Source organism: Ruegeria sp. AG6 (assembly GCF_056541565.1).
Genome location: NZ_JBQFYQ010000001.1, coordinates 959,565 through 974,653, shown reverse-complemented (window position 1 = coordinate 974,653; position 15,089 = coordinate 959,565). Strand labels below are relative to the sequence as shown.

The 15,089-nt window shown below is 59.4% G+C and carries 17 protein-coding genes and 1 tRNA gene; 9 read left to right on the top strand and 9 right to left on the bottom strand.

The window, feature by feature from the left end; translation table 11 throughout:
- Nucleotides 1–39: 39 nt before the first annotated feature.
- A complete protein-coding gene (locus ACR0I0_RS04865) occupies nt 40–885 on the bottom strand; it encodes an AAA family ATPase (protein ID WP_171631853.1) in 846 nt (281 codons plus the stop codon).
- A 382-nt stretch (nt 886–1,267) separates the two neighbouring features.
- Here ACR0I0_RS04865 and dksA point away from each other — a divergent pair, with 382 nt between their 5' ends.
- On the top strand, nt 1,268–1,690 hold the full coding sequence (gene dksA / locus ACR0I0_RS04860; RefSeq protein WP_171167736.1) for an RNA polymerase-binding protein DksA: 423 nt from the start codon (nt 1,268–1,270) through the stop codon (nt 1,688–1,690).
- A 72-nt stretch (nt 1,691–1,762) separates the two neighbouring features.
- Nucleotides 1,763–2,908, top strand: coding sequence for an FAD-dependent monooxygenase (locus ACR0I0_RS04855; protein WP_480490397.1), 1,146 nt, complete (start codon nt 1,763–1,765; stop codon nt 2,906–2,908).
- 4 nt (nt 2,909–2,912) lie between these two features.
- Here ACR0I0_RS04855 and xth read toward each other — a convergent pair whose 3' ends face one another.
- Both xth and ACR0I0_RS04845 read right to left on the bottom strand, forming a co-directional pair.
- On the bottom strand, nt 2,913–3,692 hold the full coding sequence (xth, locus tag ACR0I0_RS04850; RefSeq protein ID WP_171631859.1) for an exodeoxyribonuclease III: 780 nt from the start codon (nt 3,690–3,692) through the stop codon (nt 2,913–2,915).
- A gap of 278 nt (nt 3,693–3,970) precedes the next feature.
- A complete protein-coding gene (locus ACR0I0_RS04845) occupies nt 3,971–4,294 on the bottom strand; it encodes a HesB/IscA family protein (protein WP_152458245.1) in 324 nt (107 codons plus the stop codon).
- 76 nt (nt 4,295–4,370) lie between these two features.
- On the opposite strand from ACR0I0_RS04845, the gene ACR0I0_RS04840 reads away from it, so the two are divergent.
- A complete protein-coding gene (locus ACR0I0_RS04840; RefSeq protein WP_171631863.1) occupies nt 4,371–5,510 on the top strand; it encodes a deoxyguanosinetriphosphate triphosphohydrolase in 1,140 nt (379 codons plus the stop codon).
- On the opposite strand, the gene ACR0I0_RS04835 is transcribed toward ACR0I0_RS04840, so the two are convergent.
- The gene (locus ACR0I0_RS04835; protein ID WP_480490395.1) at nt 5,511–6,062 is read right to left on the bottom strand and encodes a putative pterin-binding protein; all 552 of its coding nucleotides are present in this window, start codon (nt 6,060–6,062) and stop codon (nt 5,511–5,513) included. It abuts the gene before it with no gap.
- Between the two features lie 133 nt (nt 6,063–6,195).
- Here ACR0I0_RS04835 and argS point away from each other — a divergent pair, with 133 nt between their 5' ends.
- The 6 genes from argS to ACR0I0_RS04805 all read left to right on the top strand — a co-directional run bounded on the left by argS (nt 6,196) and on the right by ACR0I0_RS04805 (nt 11,806).
- Entirely contained in the window at nt 6,196–7,941 is a 1,746-nt protein-coding gene (argS, locus tag ACR0I0_RS04830) for an arginine--tRNA ligase (RefSeq protein ID WP_480487830.1), read from the top strand.
- 88 nt (nt 7,942–8,029) lie between these two features.
- Nucleotides 8,030–9,094 (top strand): SPOR domain-containing protein, encoded by a 1,065-nt coding sequence (locus tag ACR0I0_RS04825; protein ID WP_480490393.1) that lies wholly within the window; start codon nt 8,030–8,032, stop codon nt 9,092–9,094.
- Complete coding sequence (gene nagZ, locus ACR0I0_RS04820; RefSeq protein ID WP_480490392.1) at nt 9,091–10,098, top strand: beta-N-acetylhexosaminidase; 1,008 nt, start codon at nt 9,091–9,093, stop codon at nt 10,096–10,098. The genes ACR0I0_RS04825 and nagZ overlap by 4 nt, the downstream gene beginning before the upstream one ends.
- Nucleotides 10,088–10,882 (top strand): segregation and condensation protein A, encoded by a 795-nt coding sequence (locus tag ACR0I0_RS04815; protein WP_171204907.1) that lies wholly within the window; start codon nt 10,088–10,090, stop codon nt 10,880–10,882. The genes nagZ and ACR0I0_RS04815 overlap by 11 nt, the downstream gene beginning before the upstream one ends.
- On the top strand, nt 10,875–11,525 hold the full coding sequence (scpB, locus tag ACR0I0_RS04810) for an SMC-Scp complex subunit ScpB (protein ID WP_171631878.1): 651 nt from the start codon (nt 10,875–10,877) through the stop codon (nt 11,523–11,525). Before ACR0I0_RS04815 ends, scpB begins: the two co-directional genes overlap by 8 nt.
- Nucleotides 11,526–11,590: 65 nt before the next feature.
- Nucleotides 11,591–11,806, top strand: coding sequence for a hypothetical protein (locus ACR0I0_RS04805; RefSeq protein WP_171631881.1), 216 nt, complete (start codon nt 11,591–11,593; stop codon nt 11,804–11,806).
- Nucleotides 11,807–11,809: 3 nt separating this feature from the next.
- On the opposite strand, the gene ACR0I0_RS04800 is transcribed toward ACR0I0_RS04805, so the two are convergent.
- The 5 genes from ACR0I0_RS04800 to ACR0I0_RS04780 form a co-directional block, all read right to left on the bottom strand.
- Nucleotides 11,810–12,889, bottom strand: a complete 1,080-nt coding sequence (locus ACR0I0_RS04800; RefSeq protein ID WP_171723109.1) for a 2'-deoxycytidine 5'-triphosphate deaminase — start codon at nt 12,887–12,889, stop codon at nt 11,810–11,812.
- 61 nt (nt 12,890–12,950) lie between these two features.
- A tRNA-Pro gene (locus ACR0I0_RS04795) sits at nt 12,951–13,027 on the bottom strand.
- 61 nt (nt 13,028–13,088) lie between these two features.
- Nucleotides 13,089–13,694 (bottom strand): MerR family transcriptional regulator, encoded by a 606-nt coding sequence (locus ACR0I0_RS04790; protein ID WP_480490390.1) that lies wholly within the window; start codon nt 13,692–13,694, stop codon nt 13,089–13,091.
- Between the two features lie 18 nt (nt 13,695–13,712).
- On the bottom strand, nt 13,713–14,015 hold the full coding sequence (gene ihfA / locus ACR0I0_RS04785) for an integration host factor subunit alpha (RefSeq protein ID WP_152458234.1): 303 nt from the start codon (nt 14,013–14,015) through the stop codon (nt 13,713–13,715).
- A 96-nt stretch (nt 14,016–14,111) separates the two neighbouring features.
- Nucleotides 14,112–15,083 carry a beta-ketoacyl-ACP synthase III gene (locus ACR0I0_RS04780; RefSeq protein ID WP_171723111.1) on the bottom strand — a complete coding sequence of 324 codons (972 nt, stop codon included), beginning with the start codon at nt 15,081–15,083 and terminating at the stop codon, nt 14,112–14,114.
- Nucleotides 15,084–15,089: the final 6 nt, after the last annotated feature.

Below are 15,089 nucleotides of genomic sequence, written 5' to 3'. Positions count from 1 at the left end.
CGCAAGGCAAGCCATGATCACCGTCTGGTCACCGTCCGGCTATCGTTTGCCGCGTGCCATAAAGGCCAGACGTTCGAACAGATGCACATCCTGTTCATTCTTCAGCAACGCGCCATGCAGTTTCGGAAGCGCATCTGTGCCGCCGCGTTTGAGGTCTTCGGCGCTCAGGTCCTCGGCCAGCAGCAGCTTCAGCCAATCCAGCACTTCCGATGTTGACGGCTTTTTCTTGAGCCCCTGCGTCTCGCGGATTTCATAGAACTGGGTCAGGGCGGTGGTCAGCAGCGCATCCTTGATGCCGGGGTGATGAACCTCGACGATGCGGCGCATCGTGGCCTCGTCCGGGAAGCGGATGTAGTGGAAGAAGCAGCGGCGCAGAAACGCGTCCGGCAATTCCTTTTCATTGTTCGAGGTGATGATGACGATCGGGCGGTTTTTGGCCCGGATGGTTTCCCCTGTCTCGTAGACATGGAACTCCATCTTGTCGAGTTCCTGCAAAAGGTCGTTTGGAAACTCGATATCCGCCTTGTCGATCTCATCGATCAGCAGAACGACCTTTTCGTCGGCCTCGAAGGCCTGCCACAGCTTGCCCTTGCGGATATAGTTCGTCACGTCATGCACACGTTCCTCACCCAACTGGCTGTCCCGCAGGCGGCTGACCGCGTCATATTCATACAGGCCCTGCTGCGCGCGGGTGGTGGATTTCACGTTCCATTCAATCATCCTCAGCCCCAGCGCGCCGGCCACCTGTTTGGCAAGTTCTGTCTTGCCGGTGCCGGGTTCGCCCTTGACCAGCAATGGGCGTTCAAGTGTGACGGCGGCGTTCACGGCAATCGTCAGATCGTCAGTGGCGACATATTCGGCTGTACCTTGAAAGCGTGCGGTCATGGGCCTCTCGTGTGGTTTTTCGTGATCCGTGGGCAGGTTGTGTTGTCCGGGTTACAGACGGTCAATGATTTTGACAACCCGCGTCCCTGCGTCGGTTGAGGCGATTTTTGCAGGAACTCCAAGCCCTTTTGGTTGATTCGTGCGCGCGAATGTACCCTGCAAATTGACACCTGCCTCAAAAAGGCCTGCTAAATTTCATAGAAAAACAGGGTTTTGTTGTTGTTTGTCTCATATTTAGACAAAACAGCGCGAGGGCGTGCTGAAGCAACGTTTGTGTAGTGACAATCCCACGCCCGTCGGCTAAACGCTGCGCAGAAGGGGGTGCCAAATGTCAGGTGAAACATCCGCGACCGACGTTTCTGGCCATACCGAGGGAGCAAATATGAAACAGGAAGTTTTTCTGCCGGAGGATTACCGCCCGGCCGAAGATGAACCTTTCATGAATGAACGTCAGCTTGAATATTTCCGCCGCAAGCTGTTGGATTGGAAGAATGAGCTTTTGGCGGGCAGCCGCGATACGATCGAAGGGCTGCAGGACAACACCCGAAACATCCCGGATGTCGCAGACCGCGCGAGCGAGGAGACCGATCGCGCTCTGGAGCTGCGGACACGCGACCGCCAGCGCAAGCTGGTTGCCAAGATCGACGCAGCCCTGCGCCGGATCGAAGAGGGTGAATACGGCTACTGCGAAAAGACCGGCGATCCGATTTCGCTGAAACGCCTGGATGCACGTCCGATTGCGACCATGACGCTGGAGGCGCAAGAGCGCCACGAGCGCCGCGAAAAGGTCCATCGCGACGATTGATCGCCGGGTGAAACTGGAAAATTTCGAACGCCGGGGCCTGTGGCTCTGGCGTTTTTGCGTTATGCGGGGGGCATGAAGATCAATCGGTTGAATTTCTGTGTAATTGGTGGCGGCATCGGCGGTCTGGCGGCTGCGTTGGCGCTGCGGCAACACGGGGCGCAGGTCACCCTGCTAGAGCAAGCCCCGGCATTAACCGAGGTTGGCGCCGGTCTGCAGATCAGTGAAAACGGGTTGTGCGTGTTGCGCGCGCTTGGGGTGGCGGATCTGTCTGCGGGCCAGAAGTCGCACGGTACGATCTTGCGCGATTACCGCAAAGGCCGCGTTGTCAGCCGGCTGCCCGGTCCTTCGGCTGGCCCGACCTATTATTTTCACCGCGCCGATCTGTTGAATCTGCTGCACTCTGCGGCCCGCAAGGCCGGCGTGGATGTCCGTCTGGGGGCCAAGGTTTCCAACGTGCACAAACACCCCAACGAAGCCGAAATTCTGTTGGCGAGCGGCGAACGGCTGCGCGCCGAATGCGTCATCGCCGCCGACGGTGGCCGAAGCGCGATTCGCACGGCTCTGAACGGGCCCGAGACACCAGAGTTCACGCACCAGGTCGCCTGGCGCGCCACCATTCCCTGGCGACCGGATTCAGGCGTGGTGACGGCATCCCTGACCATGGGGCCGGGTCGGCATGTGGTAACCTATCCTTTGCGCGATCAAAGCATGATGAACATCGTTGCGGTCGAGGAACGCTCGGACTGGAGGGAAGAGGGATGGAAGCTGAACGGCGATCCGGATGAATTGCGTGCACGTTTTTCAGGGTTCGGCGGTCCGGTAGGTGAGATTCTGTCAAAGGTCTCGGATGTGAATCTGTGGGCCCTGTTCCTGCGCCCGGTCGCAGAAAAATGGCAGAACGGTCGTTTGGCATTGCTGGGGGACGCGGCGCATCCGACCTTGCCGTTCATGGCACAAGGCGCCTGCCTGGCGTTGGAAGATGCCTGGGTGCTCGCACGATCTTTCGACGAACATTCGGGTGTCGCCAGTGCGCTTGCCGCCTACGAGAAAACGCGCCGACCAAGGGCAGAAAGCGTGGTTGCCGCTGCCGGGTCGAACGCACGCAATTTCCACCTGTCAGGCCCCGCCCGTTTGGCGGCCCAATGTGCGCTTATGGCCATCGGACGGAAATTGTCACGCCGCTACGAATGGATATACACCTACGACGTCACGGCCTGAACCGCTAAATATCCAGATCGACCCAGACAGGCACGTGATCCGAGGGTTTTTCATGCCCGCGCACGGCGGCATCAATCTGGCAATCCCGCATTAGATCTGCCGCTTGCGGGGTCAGCAGAAAGTGATCGATCCGAATTCCGTCGTTCCGGTTCCAGGCCCCGGCCTGGTAGTCCCAGAATGAATAGTGCCCCGCGCTTTGGGTGGTGGCCCGGAACGCTTCGGTGAAGCCCAGATTCAGGATCTTGCGAAACGCGGTGCGGCTTTCGGGGCGGAACAATGCGTCTTCGCGCCATGCTTCGGGGCGTTTGGCGTCCTCCACCTGCGGGATGATGTTGTAATCCCCCGCCATCAACGCAGGTTCTTCGGTTGCCAGCAAATCACGGGCACGGTGATAAAGCCGCTCCATCCATGCCAGTTTGTAATCGTATTTCGGGCCGGGCGCCGGATTGCCATTGGGCAGGTACAATCCACAGATCCGAAGAGCCTTTTTACCAACGACGGTGGCTTCTATCCAACGGGCCTGCTCATCCGCGTCATCGCCGGGAAGGCCGCGGGATACATCCTCGAGGGGAAGTTTCGACAAGATTGCAACGCCGTTGAAGCTTTTTTGTCCATGGGTTTCCACGTTGAACCCACGCTCTTCGAATATCTCGCGCGGGAAGTTTTCATCGACCGACTTGATCTCTTGCAACAGCACAACGTCCGGCTGCGCTTCGTCCAGCCAACGGGGCAGGGCTTCGACCCGCGCTTTGATGCCGTTGATGTTGAACGTGGCGATTTTCATGCGCGATCCTCCGAAGACTTGGTCCAACCTATCGCGCAGAACGGGCCCAACGGCAAGGCGGAGATCGTATTTGCGAGGCTCTGCCTCGCGCTCCGGGATATTTTTGGCCAGATGAAGAAACGGATTATTAACCGAATTTCTTCAAGCTGAAGTGGCGGTACAGGCGGGGACGCCGATGACCGCGCCAGGTGAAGCCCTCTGGTCTTTCGGTCAGAGGGCGGACCTCTGCTTCATCTGGCTGAAAATATCCTGGGGGTGTGGGGGCAAAGCCCCCACGGTTACATCGAAAAAGATGTGCCACAACCACAGGAAGAGGTGGCGTTGGGGTTGTCGATTACAAATCGCGCACCGATCAGTTCCTGGGTGAAGTCGATAACCGCGTTTTCCAGGAAGGGCAGCGAAATGGCGTCGACAATGACTTTTTGCCCTTTGCCTTCAAGGACCAAATCATCTTCTTTTGGCGTATCCAAAGCGATTTCGTATTGAAACCCCGAGCAACCGCCGCCTTCCACTGCGACGCGCAGTGCCTGACCCTGATCCGCCGCGCCGATTTCTGCGAGGCGTTCAAAGGCGCGATCCGTGACTGTTGGGGGCAGATTCATGCCGGTCTCCAAAGGTTTCCTTCCGTTACGCCATACAATATAGAAAGTGCAAGGACAGGCGACAAGGACGGGCCATTTGGACAGAGCTAGTTTTGCCTCGGATCCGGACCGCACCAGGGGACGGCTCGTAGCCGAGGAGGAAAGCAGTTTCCGATCATGCTTTCAGCGCGACCGGGACAGGATCATTCACGCCAGTGCCTTTCGGCGCCTCAAACACAAGACGCAAGTTTTCGTTGAGCATGAGGGCGATAGCTACCGCACCCGCCTGACCCATTCCATCGAGGTGGCGCAGGTGGCCCGGACCATTGCCGGTGCTCTGGGCCTGAACCCAGAGCTGACCGAAGCCGTGGCCCTGGCGCATGATCTGGGGCACACGCCCTTTGGACATACCGGCGAAGACGCGTTGCACGCGTTGATGAAACCCTTTGGTGGTTTTGATCACAACGCGCAGGCCATTCGGATCGTCACAAAGCTGGAGCGCCACTATGCAGAATTCGATGGGTGCAACCTGACCTGGGAATGTCTGGAAGGAATAGCCAAGCACAATGGCCCGGTTGAGGGCGATCTGCCCTGGGCATTGGCCGAGTGCAATCAGGAATTCGATCTTGAACTGCACACCCATGCCAGCGCGGAAGCGCAAGTTGCGGCCCTTTCTGATGACATAGCGTACAACAATCACGATCTTCTGGACGGATTGCGCGCAGGCTTGTTCACGGATGACGATTTGCAGGACCTGCCGATTGTCGGGGTGTGTTACGCCGAGGTGGATGCCAGATACCCAGGGCTGGATTCCTATCGCCGGCGTCACGAAGCGCTAAGGCGGGTTTTCGGGGTCATGGTGGGGGATGTCATCAACACTTCGAATGATCTCATTGCCGTTTCTGGCGCGCAGTCCGTCGAAGAAATCCGACATCTTGGGTATCCTGTCATCCAGTTCTCGGATGAGGTTTGGGCGCAACTGCGTGAAATCCGGGCGTTTCTGTTCACACGTATGTATCGCGCACCCAGGGTGATGTCAGTGCGGGCAGAGGTGGCAAAGATCGTGGAAGATCTGTTTCCGATCTACATGAACGATCCCAGGCAAATGCCTGTGCGCTGGCACGATGACATTGAAGCTGCCAGGGACGACACAGCCTTGGCCCGCATCGTTTCCGATTACATTGCGGGCATGACCGACCGATTTGCCTTGCAGGACCATGCGCGGCTGACGGGCTGATCACTCCACGGCTATGTAAGCGATGGCCCAGACTTGCTGAGCCGCTTGTTTCGCAGACTGATCGGCGTTCTTTGTCGGTGGGAACACGATCATTGTCGGGCCATAGCCTCCGATCCCCATCGGTGCGCCATCAGCATGCGTTGCAACGATCGGTTTGTGCGTTGCGATACTGTCCCACTCGATTTCAGCCTGATACCCATCCAGCGCCATGGGAAAAGCGGTTTTCCCCTCGGCCCCCGCCAGTGTCATGACGTCTGCCAAAAGCGGGCCCGAAAACCTGTAATCCCGCTCATTGCCCGGAGGACCATAGGGGATTGTGATCTCGAACTGCTCCAGCCCGTCCAGCATGGCTGCGTCAAACCCTGCCGCGCCGTCATGCGTGACCTCCAGATAGCCCAGCAGACCGCCGTCATTCTCACCTCGCGCAGGCAGGTTTGTTTCACTGACCGTGCCGCCCAGCGTCAGCAGCACATGGCCTTTGGGCTGTGGCAGGTCGGCCAGCGCAGGCAAGGCGGTGGACAAAAGCAAGGCAAAGGACAAGGCGCGGTGCATCAACGGTCTCCGGTAGCGGCGTACAGGCCCAAGATTAGCGAGATGTTTCGCCAAACCAAGCTTAAACATTAGGCGTCCATTGACCTTGCCGGTTTGCGTGGTAAACCCCGCGACAAGCAAAAGGACATCCGAAATGAACCTGTTTTCCGAGATCCGCGGCCTTGTACTGGACGCGCTGGCGCAGATGCAGTCCGAAGGCGCATTGCCCGAGGGGCTGAGCTTTGACAACGTGGCGGTCGAGCCGCCGCGCGATGCGGCCCATGGGGACATGGCAACCAACGCCGCGATGGTGCTGGCGAAACCAGCCAGGATGAAGCCGCGCGACATTGCGGATGTTCTGGCCGGGAAACTGGCGGCGGATGACCGGATCACAAGCGCAGAAGTGGCAGGGCCCGGTTTCCTGAACCTGCGTCTTGCGCCGTCCGTTTGGCAAGGTGTGTTGGCGGCGGTTCTGGAAAAAGGCACCGATTTCGGGCGCTCGACCATGGGGCAGGGGCAGAAGGTCAATGTCGAATATGTCTCGGCCAACCCGACCGGTCCGCTGCATGTCGGGCACACACGCGGCGCGGTGTTCGGGGATGCGTTGGCAAGCCTGCTGGCCTATTCGGGCCATGACGTGACCCGTGAATACTATATCAACGACGGCGGCGCGCAGGTGGATGTGCTGGCGCGGTCGGCCTACGAACGTTATCGCGAGGCCAATGGCCTCAGCCCCGAGATTGCCGAAGGGCTGTATCCCGGCGACTATCTGATCCCGATCGGCGAGGCGCTGAAAGAGAAGTATGGCGACAGCCTGATCGATAAGCCGGAAAGCGAATGGCTGGAAGAGCTGCGCGAGTTTTCGACCGACGCGATGATGGACCTGATCCGCGCCGACCTGAAGGCGCTGGGCGTCGAGATGGATGTGTTCTTCTCGGAGAAATCGCTCTATGGCACGGGCCGGATCGAGGCCGCGCTGCAATCGCTGACCGAAAAGGGCCTGATCTATGAAGGCGTGCTGGAGCCGCCCAAGGGCAAAAAGCCCGAAGATTGGGAGCCGCGCGAACAGACCTTGTTCAAATCCACCGAACATGGTGATGACGTCGACCGCCCGGTCAAGAAGTCGGATGGCAGCTGGACCTATTTCGCCCCCGATATCGCCTATCACTATGACAAGGTGAGCCGTGGCTTTGACGCGTTGATCGACGTGTTCGGGGCGGATCATGGCGGCTATGTCAAGCGGATGAAGGCGGCCGTGTCGGCCTTGTCCGATGGCAATGTGCCGCTGGATATCAAGCTGACGCAGTTGGTGAAACTGTGGAAAAATGGCGAACCGTTCAAGATGTCGAAACGGGCCGGGAACTTTGTCACCCTGCGGGATGTGGTCGATCAGGTTGGCCCCGACGTGACCCGTTTCGTGATGCTGACCCGCAAGAACGACGCGCCGCTGGATTTCGATTTCGACAAGGTATTGGAACAGAGCCGCGAGAACCCCGTGTTCTACGTTCAATACGCCCATGCCCGGGTGATGAGCGTGCTGCGCCGTGCCGCCGAGGCGGGGATCGACGCCACCGACGACACCTTGCGAGGGGCCGATCTGGCGTCGCTGGACCACCCCGCCGAACTGACGGTTGCCAAGAAGCTGGCGGAATGGCCACGCCTGGTCGAGATCGCTGCGCGGACCAACGAACCGCACCGCGTCGCCTTCTATCTGTATGAACTTGCAGGGGATTTTCACGCTCTGTGGAACAAGGGCAATGATGAAACCCAGTTGCGTTTCATTCAGGATGGCGATGTTGCCACAAGCCAGTCGAAAATTGCGCTGGCCAGGGCCGTTTCTGTTGTGATTTCAGCGGGCTTGGGTATTCTTGGCGTCACCCCGGCGCAGGAGATGCGGTAACAAATATCGCCCGAACCGCCGGTACGAGGTAGGCAAGAAATGACCCGCGCGCCTTATTTTCGGGCGCGAAGCGGGCAGTGAGGCGGACATGGCGAGTTACGATTTCTCGGGGCACCAAAGCCCCGGGCAGAATGATTACCCGAATCAAGCGCATTTCGAGGATGCGTATGACTATCCCGACGAGATGCAGGATTACGACGCGCCGCGCGGCGCGTTCGGACTGGGGCGGGCGGTCAATTTCCTGGGGGCTGTCGCATCGTTGGCACTGGTCGCCGGCGTCGGTATCTGGGGATACAAGCTTGTCATGCGGGATGTCAGCGGCGTGCCGGTCGTGCGTGCGGCCGAAGGGCCGATGCGGGTGCAGCCCGAAAACCCGGGCGGAACACCGGCCGATCATCAGGGCTTGGCCGTCAATGCCGTGGCCGCCAAGGGCAGTGCTGCCGCCCCGGCGGATCGTCTGATCCTTGCGCCGCGGCCGGTCTCGTTGACGGATGAAGACGTACCTGCCGCTGATCTGAAGCCGACACCGGCGCTGCATGTCGTGGAAAAGCCGATTTCAACCCAGGAAGCCACCCGATTGCGCCAGAACGCAGTGGATGCGCTGGTTGCGGAATTGGCTGGTGAAGCAGCCAAAACGCAGCAAAACGCTGAGGATGGCGTGCAGGTGGCATCGCTGACCACCCCCGAGGAAGAACCCGCAATTGACCCGGCCGATTTCGCAGCAGCCTTGCCGGACCCGGCCATTGCCGCGCTGCCGGGCGTGCGCCGGTCCTTGCGCCCCTTGACCCGCCCGACACGCGCCTCACGCAGCCGGGTGTCGCCAAGTGAGAATTCCGAAGACGCTATCAATGCTGCGGTGAAGGCTGCGGTTGGGTTGGATGTTGATCCTGATACGCTGGCGAAAGGCACGCGTCTGGCGCAGCTTGGGGCCTATGACAGCGTTCAGGTTGCCCAAACGGAATGGGATCGCCTGAACGGGAAGTTCAGCGAATATATGGCCGGAAAACAGCGCGTTATCCAGAAGACCTCAAGCGGTGGGCGCACCTTTTACCGCCTGCGCGTGCTGGGCTTTGAAGACCTGAGCGACTCGCGCCAGTTTTGTGCCGCGCTTGTTGCGCAAGGGGCTGATTGTATCCCGGTGGCCGTCAGGTGAAATACGGTGCCACGATCACCGATGCAGAGGGCCTGCGCCTGACGCAACAGGAAAAAGACTTGTTTCGGCAGATGAACCCGTTCGGGTTCATTCTGTTCGCCCGCAACATCGAACACGCGGATCAGGTGCGCGCCTTGTGTGATGATTTCCGCGAGGCTGTCGGGCGCAATTGCCCGATCACCATCGATCAGGAAGGCGGCCGCGTGCAGCGCCTGCGGGCGCCGCTGGCCCGCGAATGGCTGCCTCCGTTGGATCACGTGGCCAATGCCGCCGAGCAGTCCGAGCGCGCCATGTATCTGAGGTACCGCCTGATTGCCGATGAATTGTTTGGTCTGGGCATCGACAGCAACTGTGCGCCCATGGTGGATGTCGCGCGTCCCGAGACGCACAAGTTTCTGAAGAACCGCTGTTATGACGCTGATCCTGAACGCGTTTCCAGAATTGGCAAAGCCGTGGCGCAGGGTCATCTGGATGGCGGTGTGTTGCCGGTGCTCAAACACATTCCGGGCCATGGACGCGCCACGTTGGACAGCCACCATGACTTGCCGCATGTGGATCTGCCCCTGGATGAGCTTGAGCGCAGCGATTTCGTGCCGTTCCGGGCCTTGAACGACCTGCCGATGGGGATGACTGCGCATTTGGTCTATGACCGGATTGACCCGCAACCTGCCACAATCTCGGCAACCATGATGGATGTGATCCGCGACAGGATTGGCTTCGGCGGGCTGATCATGACCGATGACATCGGGATGAAGGCGCTCAGCGGAACGCCCGCTGAGGTGTCGCGGCAAGCCATAAGCGCGGGCTGTGACGTCGTTCTACACTGCAACGGAAGCTTTGCCGAGCGCGCCGAGGTGCTGGAAGCTGCCGGGGAAATGTCCGATGTGGCACAGGCCCGCGCAGAACGGGCGCTGGCGATGCGCAAAGCTCCGCAGGAACTTGACATCCCTGCCGTCGAGGCGGAACTATCTGCCCTAATGGGCGGGCAGGTATATGAACGATAATCTTTTCAGCGAAGACCCTGTCTCGGTCGCAGATCGTCTTGCGGCCGAAGCGCTGATTGTTGATGTCGATGGGTTCGAAGGCCCGCTGGACGTTCTTCTGACCCTGTCGCGCACGCAGAAGGTCGACCTTCGGAAAATCTCGGTTCTGGCGCTGGCGCAGCAATACCTTGCCTTTGTCGAAAAGGCGCGGGCGCTGCGGATCGAACTGGCCGCCGACTATCTGGTGATGGCGGCCTGGCTGGCCTTTTTGAAATCCCGCCTGCTGTTGCCGCCAGATCCGGATGACGAAGGACCATCGGGTGAGGAACTGGCCGCACATCTGGCGTTTCAGTTGGAACGTTTGCAGGCGATGCGCGATGCGGCTGCGCGGTTGATGGCGCGCGATCAGCTGGGGCGGGATTTCTTCAAACGCGGGCAGGGCGAAGATATCACCCGGATCCGCACCGTCACCTATTCCGCCACGCTGCTGGATCTGATGCAGGGCTATGCCCGCATCCGCACCCGTGATGAATTCCGCCCGTTTGTGATGGACCGCGATTCGGTATTCACCATGGAACAGGCACTGGAACGGATGCGCCCGCTGATCGGGTTTGCCGGGACATGGACCGACATGGAAACTTACCTGCCCGACGGCTGGGATTCCGACCCGGTACGGCGCAGGTCGGCAACGGCGGCGACCTTTGCGGCCTCGTTGGAACTGGTGAAAGAAGGACATATGGAAATCAAGCAGAGCGAGACATTCGCTCCGATCCAATTGCGCAAGAGGACCGAAACACGTGACTGATGCCCCTGAAGAGACCGGTACGCTGTTCGAGGCGCCTCCGCTGGCAGAGCAGGAGCGTATGGTCGAAGCCGTTCTGTTCGCCAGCGCCGAGCCGGTGACGATTGCGGATCTTGAGGCGCGGATGCCCCATGGCAGCGACGCGGCGCAAGCGGTTGAATTGCTTCAGAAACGGTATGAGGGGCGTGGCGTGCGCGTTGTGCGTGTAGGGGATGCCTGGGCCATCCGCACGGCCCCTGATCTGGGCTTTCTGATGCAGAAGGAAACGGTCGAGACGCGCAAACTCAGCCGCGCTGCGATCGAAACTCTGGCCATCGTGGCCTATCACCAACCTTGCACACGGGCCGAGATCGAGGAAATCCGGGGCGTGTCGGTCTCGCGCGGGACCATCGATCAGTTGCTTGAGATGGAGTGGATCAAGCTGGGCCGCCGCCGCATGACGCCGGGTCGTCCGGTGACGTTTGTGGTGACGCCTGAGTTTCTGGATCATTTTGGCCTGGAGAACGCGCGCGACCTGCCAGGCCTGAAAGAACTGCGCGCCGCGGGATTGTTGGAGAATCGGCCTCCTCCGGGTGCGATCCCTTTGGGCGAAGGGCGCGAGGACGAAGTTGATGAAGACCAGAGCGAGTTGTTCGAAGAAGATTGATCGAACAGCCCTTTTGTTGCCGCATAAAGCGTCTATCTTTGTGCGTGCGGACGCGGAGTTGAGCGATGAATGCAAACCGGATCATCGACATGATTGTGCGCCAGGTCATGCGCCGTCTGGTCAACAAAGGTGTGAACAAGGGTATCGATCTGGCCAGCGGAAAGGGCGGCGGATCCGGCACATCGAATGGGCCCGGAAAAACCAGTGCACCGCGACATGCGCAGAACCTCAGGCACGCACAGCGCGTGACCCGTCAAATGCGCCGGTTCATGAAGTTCTAGGGGTCAGCTTGCGGCTTTGAAGTGCTTTGACAGTTTCAGGCCCTGACCCTGATAGTTCGAGGCAATGCCCGCACCATAAAGCTGCGTCGGCATTTCAGCCATTTTCTCATAGACCAGACGCCCGACGACCTGTCCGTGTTCCAGCACGAATGGCGCTTCGTGGCAGCGCACCTCAAGCACGCCACGGGAACCGGCCCCCCCGGCAGCGGCATGGCCAAAACCGGGATCGAAGAACCCTGCATAGTGCACTCTGAACTCACCAACCATCGCCAGATAGGGCGCCATTTCAGCCGCGAACATCGGTGGTATGTGCACCGCCTCGCGGCTGACAAGGATATAGAACGCGCCGGGGTCCAGGATGATGCAACCATCTTTGGTGCGCACCTCTTCCCAATAGTCTTGCGGATCGTATTCACCGATTCGATCCAGATCGATCACCCCGGTATGAGGTTTGGCGCGATAGCCCACCAGATCGGTCTCGGGCAGTTGCAGGTCGACCGAAAAGCCCAGACCGTCCTGAATGACGGCAGGTCCGTCCACAAGCGGAGATTCGGCATGCAAGGACCTCAGTTCCGCATCGGACAACACGGCCTGACCCTGGCGGAAACGAATCTGATTCAGACGCATCCCGGGACGAACCAGAACCGAGAACGAGCGCGGGCAGATTTCGGCATAAAGTGGGCCTGTGTAACCTGCGGGCACGCGGTCGAACTCGGTGCCGCCATCAGTGATCGTCCGCGTCAGAAGGTCCAGCCGCCCGGTCGAGCTTTTGGCGTTGGCCACGGCGCTCATGCTGTCGGGCAGGGCAAGCGATTCCATCAGGGGCACCAGATAGACGCAGCCCTTTTCCAGAACCGCGCCATCCGAGATATCGATGCGGTGCATCTCAAACTCGGTCAAGCGATCCGTGACAGTCCGGCCTTCGCCCGCAAGAAACGAGGCGCGTACACGGTAAGCCACTGTTCCCAGTCGTAAATCAAGGCTGGCAGGTTGAATCTGGGCAGGCAGAACCTCTGGGTCGGCGGTGATCTCACCGCGCGCGATCATCGCCTCTAGCTGTTGGTTTGGGCAAACACCTGTCATCTCGATCCCCCCTGGTGCCAGAGCGGGATCTGGCCTGTATGCCATAAACGTCGGTGTAATTTGGTCGGGCTAGCAGGACTCGAACCTGCGACCTTCCGTCCCCCAGACGGACGCGCTACCAGGCTGCGCCATAGCCCGACGTTGGGGTGTTCATAAAGATTTTCCCGGCAGGGGCAAGAGGAAATCAATGCCTTTTGTCCTAACCCGTCGCCTGTGTTTCAACCCGGTCCAGCCAGCGGCGCAGATCTTTTGCAATCGGTGCGATGCGCCGCAGCAGGTCGTCATCAAAATCTGTCTGTTTCCACGCAAGCGACGCGATTCCACCCATCAGGGGCGCGGCATCCAGTTCGGGCTCTGGCTCCGGCTGTGACGCGTCAGAGGCGCGTGCGTTTGTCTGCGCATCGTCCTTACCGGTTGGCTGGATCGGGTCGCGCAGATCCATGCGAATCTGTTCCATGGCGGCGGCGGGCTTTGGTTCGAACGGCACCACGGTGTCCTGGGCAGGCGCAATCGGGGCTGGGCCGGGATCGTCCAGGGAAGGGGACAGCGCCGCGACATGTGCGACGCCTTGTTCGCGCAGGATACGCTGGACACCTTTAATCGTGATTCCGTCTTCGTGGAGCAGTTTTTTGATCCCGCCCAAAAGACGCATATCATTTGGGCGATAATATCTGCGCCCACCTGCGCGTTTGACGGGCTTTACCTGCGTGAACCGGCTTTCCCAGAAACGCAAAACATGAGCCTGAACACCGAGCCAATCTGCAACTTCGCTTATGGTGCGAAAGGCATCGGGGGACTTACTCATAACCTGGACGTCCTGAACTTACTTGCGGTTCCCGGCTGCGACGCGATCTTTCATCAGATGCGACGGGCGGAAAGTCAGCACACGGCGCGGCTGAATCGGGACTTCTTCGCCGGTTTTGGGGTTGCGACCGACACGGGCAGTCTTGTCGCGAACACTGAATGTGCCGAAAGACGAGATCTTCACCTGTTCACCACGCACCAAGGCGTCGGACATGTGGTTCAAAACGCTTTCAACCAGCTGCGCACTTTCGTTCCGTGACAGACCTACTTCACGAAAGACGGCTTCGCTCAGGTCCATTCGAGTCAGTGTTTTGTCGCCCATGCTAATTCCCCTGTTGCTATTGAAGCATATGGGTATGGCAAATTCGCTGTCAATATCAATGAATTGCGGGCGGCTGTGTAAGCCGGTTTGCGCCGGTTACCAGCGCAGAACCACTGCGCCCCAGGCCAGACCGCCGCCAATGGCTTCGGTCACGATCAGATCACCCGGCTTGATCTGTCCGCGCTGCTTGCCCACGGACAGGGCCAATGGGATGGATGCGGCCGAGGTGTTTCCGTGATCCTGAACGGTCACAACCACGTTTTCCATCGGCAGGTTCATTTTTTTGGCGGTGCCCTGAATGATGCGGATATTGGCCTGATGCGGCACGATCCAATCCACGTCGGAATTGCCCAGCCCCGCTCGTTCCAACGCTGTTTCTGCTGTTTTTGTAAGCTTTTCAACGGCATGGCGGAAAACCTGATTGCCCTGCATACGCAGATGTCCGGTGGATTGTGTCGAAACGCCGCCATCGACATAGAGAAGATCCTTGTAGCGCCCGTCCGAATTCAGGTCGGTTGCCAGAATACCGCGGTCCTCGGCGGTGCCTTTGCCCTCTTGGGCCTCCAGCACCACTGCACCGGCGCCATCGCCGAAAAGAACACAGGTGGACCGATCGGTCCAATCCATGATCCGTGAGAAAGTCTCGGCCCCGATCACCAGCACGCGTTTGGCCTGACCTGAAACAATCAACGCATTTGCGTTGGACAGTGCAAAAACGAATCCGGCGCAAACAGCCTGCACGTCAAAGGCAAAACCCTTGGTCATGCCCAGCCGTGCCTGAACCATGGTGGCGGCCGAAGGAAAGGTCAGATCCGCCGTTGAAGTCGCCAGTACGATTGCGTCAATATCATCCGCCGTCAGGCCTGCGTCGGCCAGCGCAGCTTGGGCGGCATTGGTGGCCAGATCGGATGTCGTCTCGTCCTCGGCTGCAAAATGGCGGCGTTCGATCCCCGAGCGGGTCTTTATCCATTCGTCGGTTGTGTCCAGGGTTTTTTCAAACTCGGAATTGGGGACAACGCGCTCAGGCAAATAATGCCCGACACCTACTACAACTGAACGGCCTGCCATTTTCCG

Bases quoted from the DNA above. Each gene is read 5' to 3' on its own strand.
- ACR0I0_RS04865 (WP_171631853.1), bottom strand. From the start codon at position 885: ATGACCGCACGCTTTCAAGGTACAGCCGAATATGTCGCCACTGACGAT.
- dksA (WP_171167736.1), top strand. From the start codon at position 1,268: ATGAAACAGGAAGTTTTTCTGCCGGAGGATTACCGCCCGGCCGAAGAT.
- ACR0I0_RS04855 (WP_480490397.1), top strand. From the start codon at position 1,763: ATGAAGATCAATCGGTTGAATTTCTGTGTAATTGGTGGCGGCATCGGC.
- xth (WP_171631859.1), bottom strand. From the start codon at position 3,692: ATGAAAATCGCCACGTTCAACATCAACGGCATCAAAGCGCGGGTCGAA.
- ACR0I0_RS04845 (WP_152458245.1), bottom strand. From the start codon at position 4,294: ATGAATCTGCCCCCAACAGTCACGGATCGCGCCTTTGAACGCCTCGCA.
- ACR0I0_RS04835 (WP_480490395.1), bottom strand. From the start codon at position 6,062: ATGCACCGCGCCTTGTCCTTTGCCTTGCTTTTGTCCACCGCCTTGCCT.
- argS (WP_480487830.1), top strand. From the start codon at position 6,196: ATGAACCTGTTTTCCGAGATCCGCGGCCTTGTACTGGACGCGCTGGCG.
- ACR0I0_RS04825 (WP_480490393.1), top strand. From the start codon at position 8,030: ATGGCGAGTTACGATTTCTCGGGGCACCAAAGCCCCGGGCAGAATGAT.
- ACR0I0_RS04815 (WP_171204907.1), top strand. From the start codon at position 10,088: ATGAACGATAATCTTTTCAGCGAAGACCCTGTCTCGGTCGCAGATCGT.
- ACR0I0_RS04805 (WP_171631881.1), top strand. From the start codon at position 11,591: ATGAATGCAAACCGGATCATCGACATGATTGTGCGCCAGGTCATGCGC.
- ACR0I0_RS04800 (WP_171723109.1), bottom strand. From the start codon at position 12,889: ATGACAGGTGTTTGCCCAAACCAACAGCTAGAGGCGATGATCGCGCGC.
- ACR0I0_RS04790 (WP_480490390.1), bottom strand. From the start codon at position 13,694: ATGAGTAAGTCCCCCGATGCCTTTCGCACCATAAGCGAAGTTGCAGAT.
- ihfA (WP_152458234.1), bottom strand. From the start codon at position 14,015: ATGGGCGACAAAACACTGACTCGAATGGACCTGAGCGAAGCCGTCTTT.
- ACR0I0_RS04780 (WP_171723111.1), bottom strand. From the start codon at position 15,083: ATGGCAGGCCGTTCAGTTGTAGTAGGTGTCGGGCATTATTTGCCTGAG.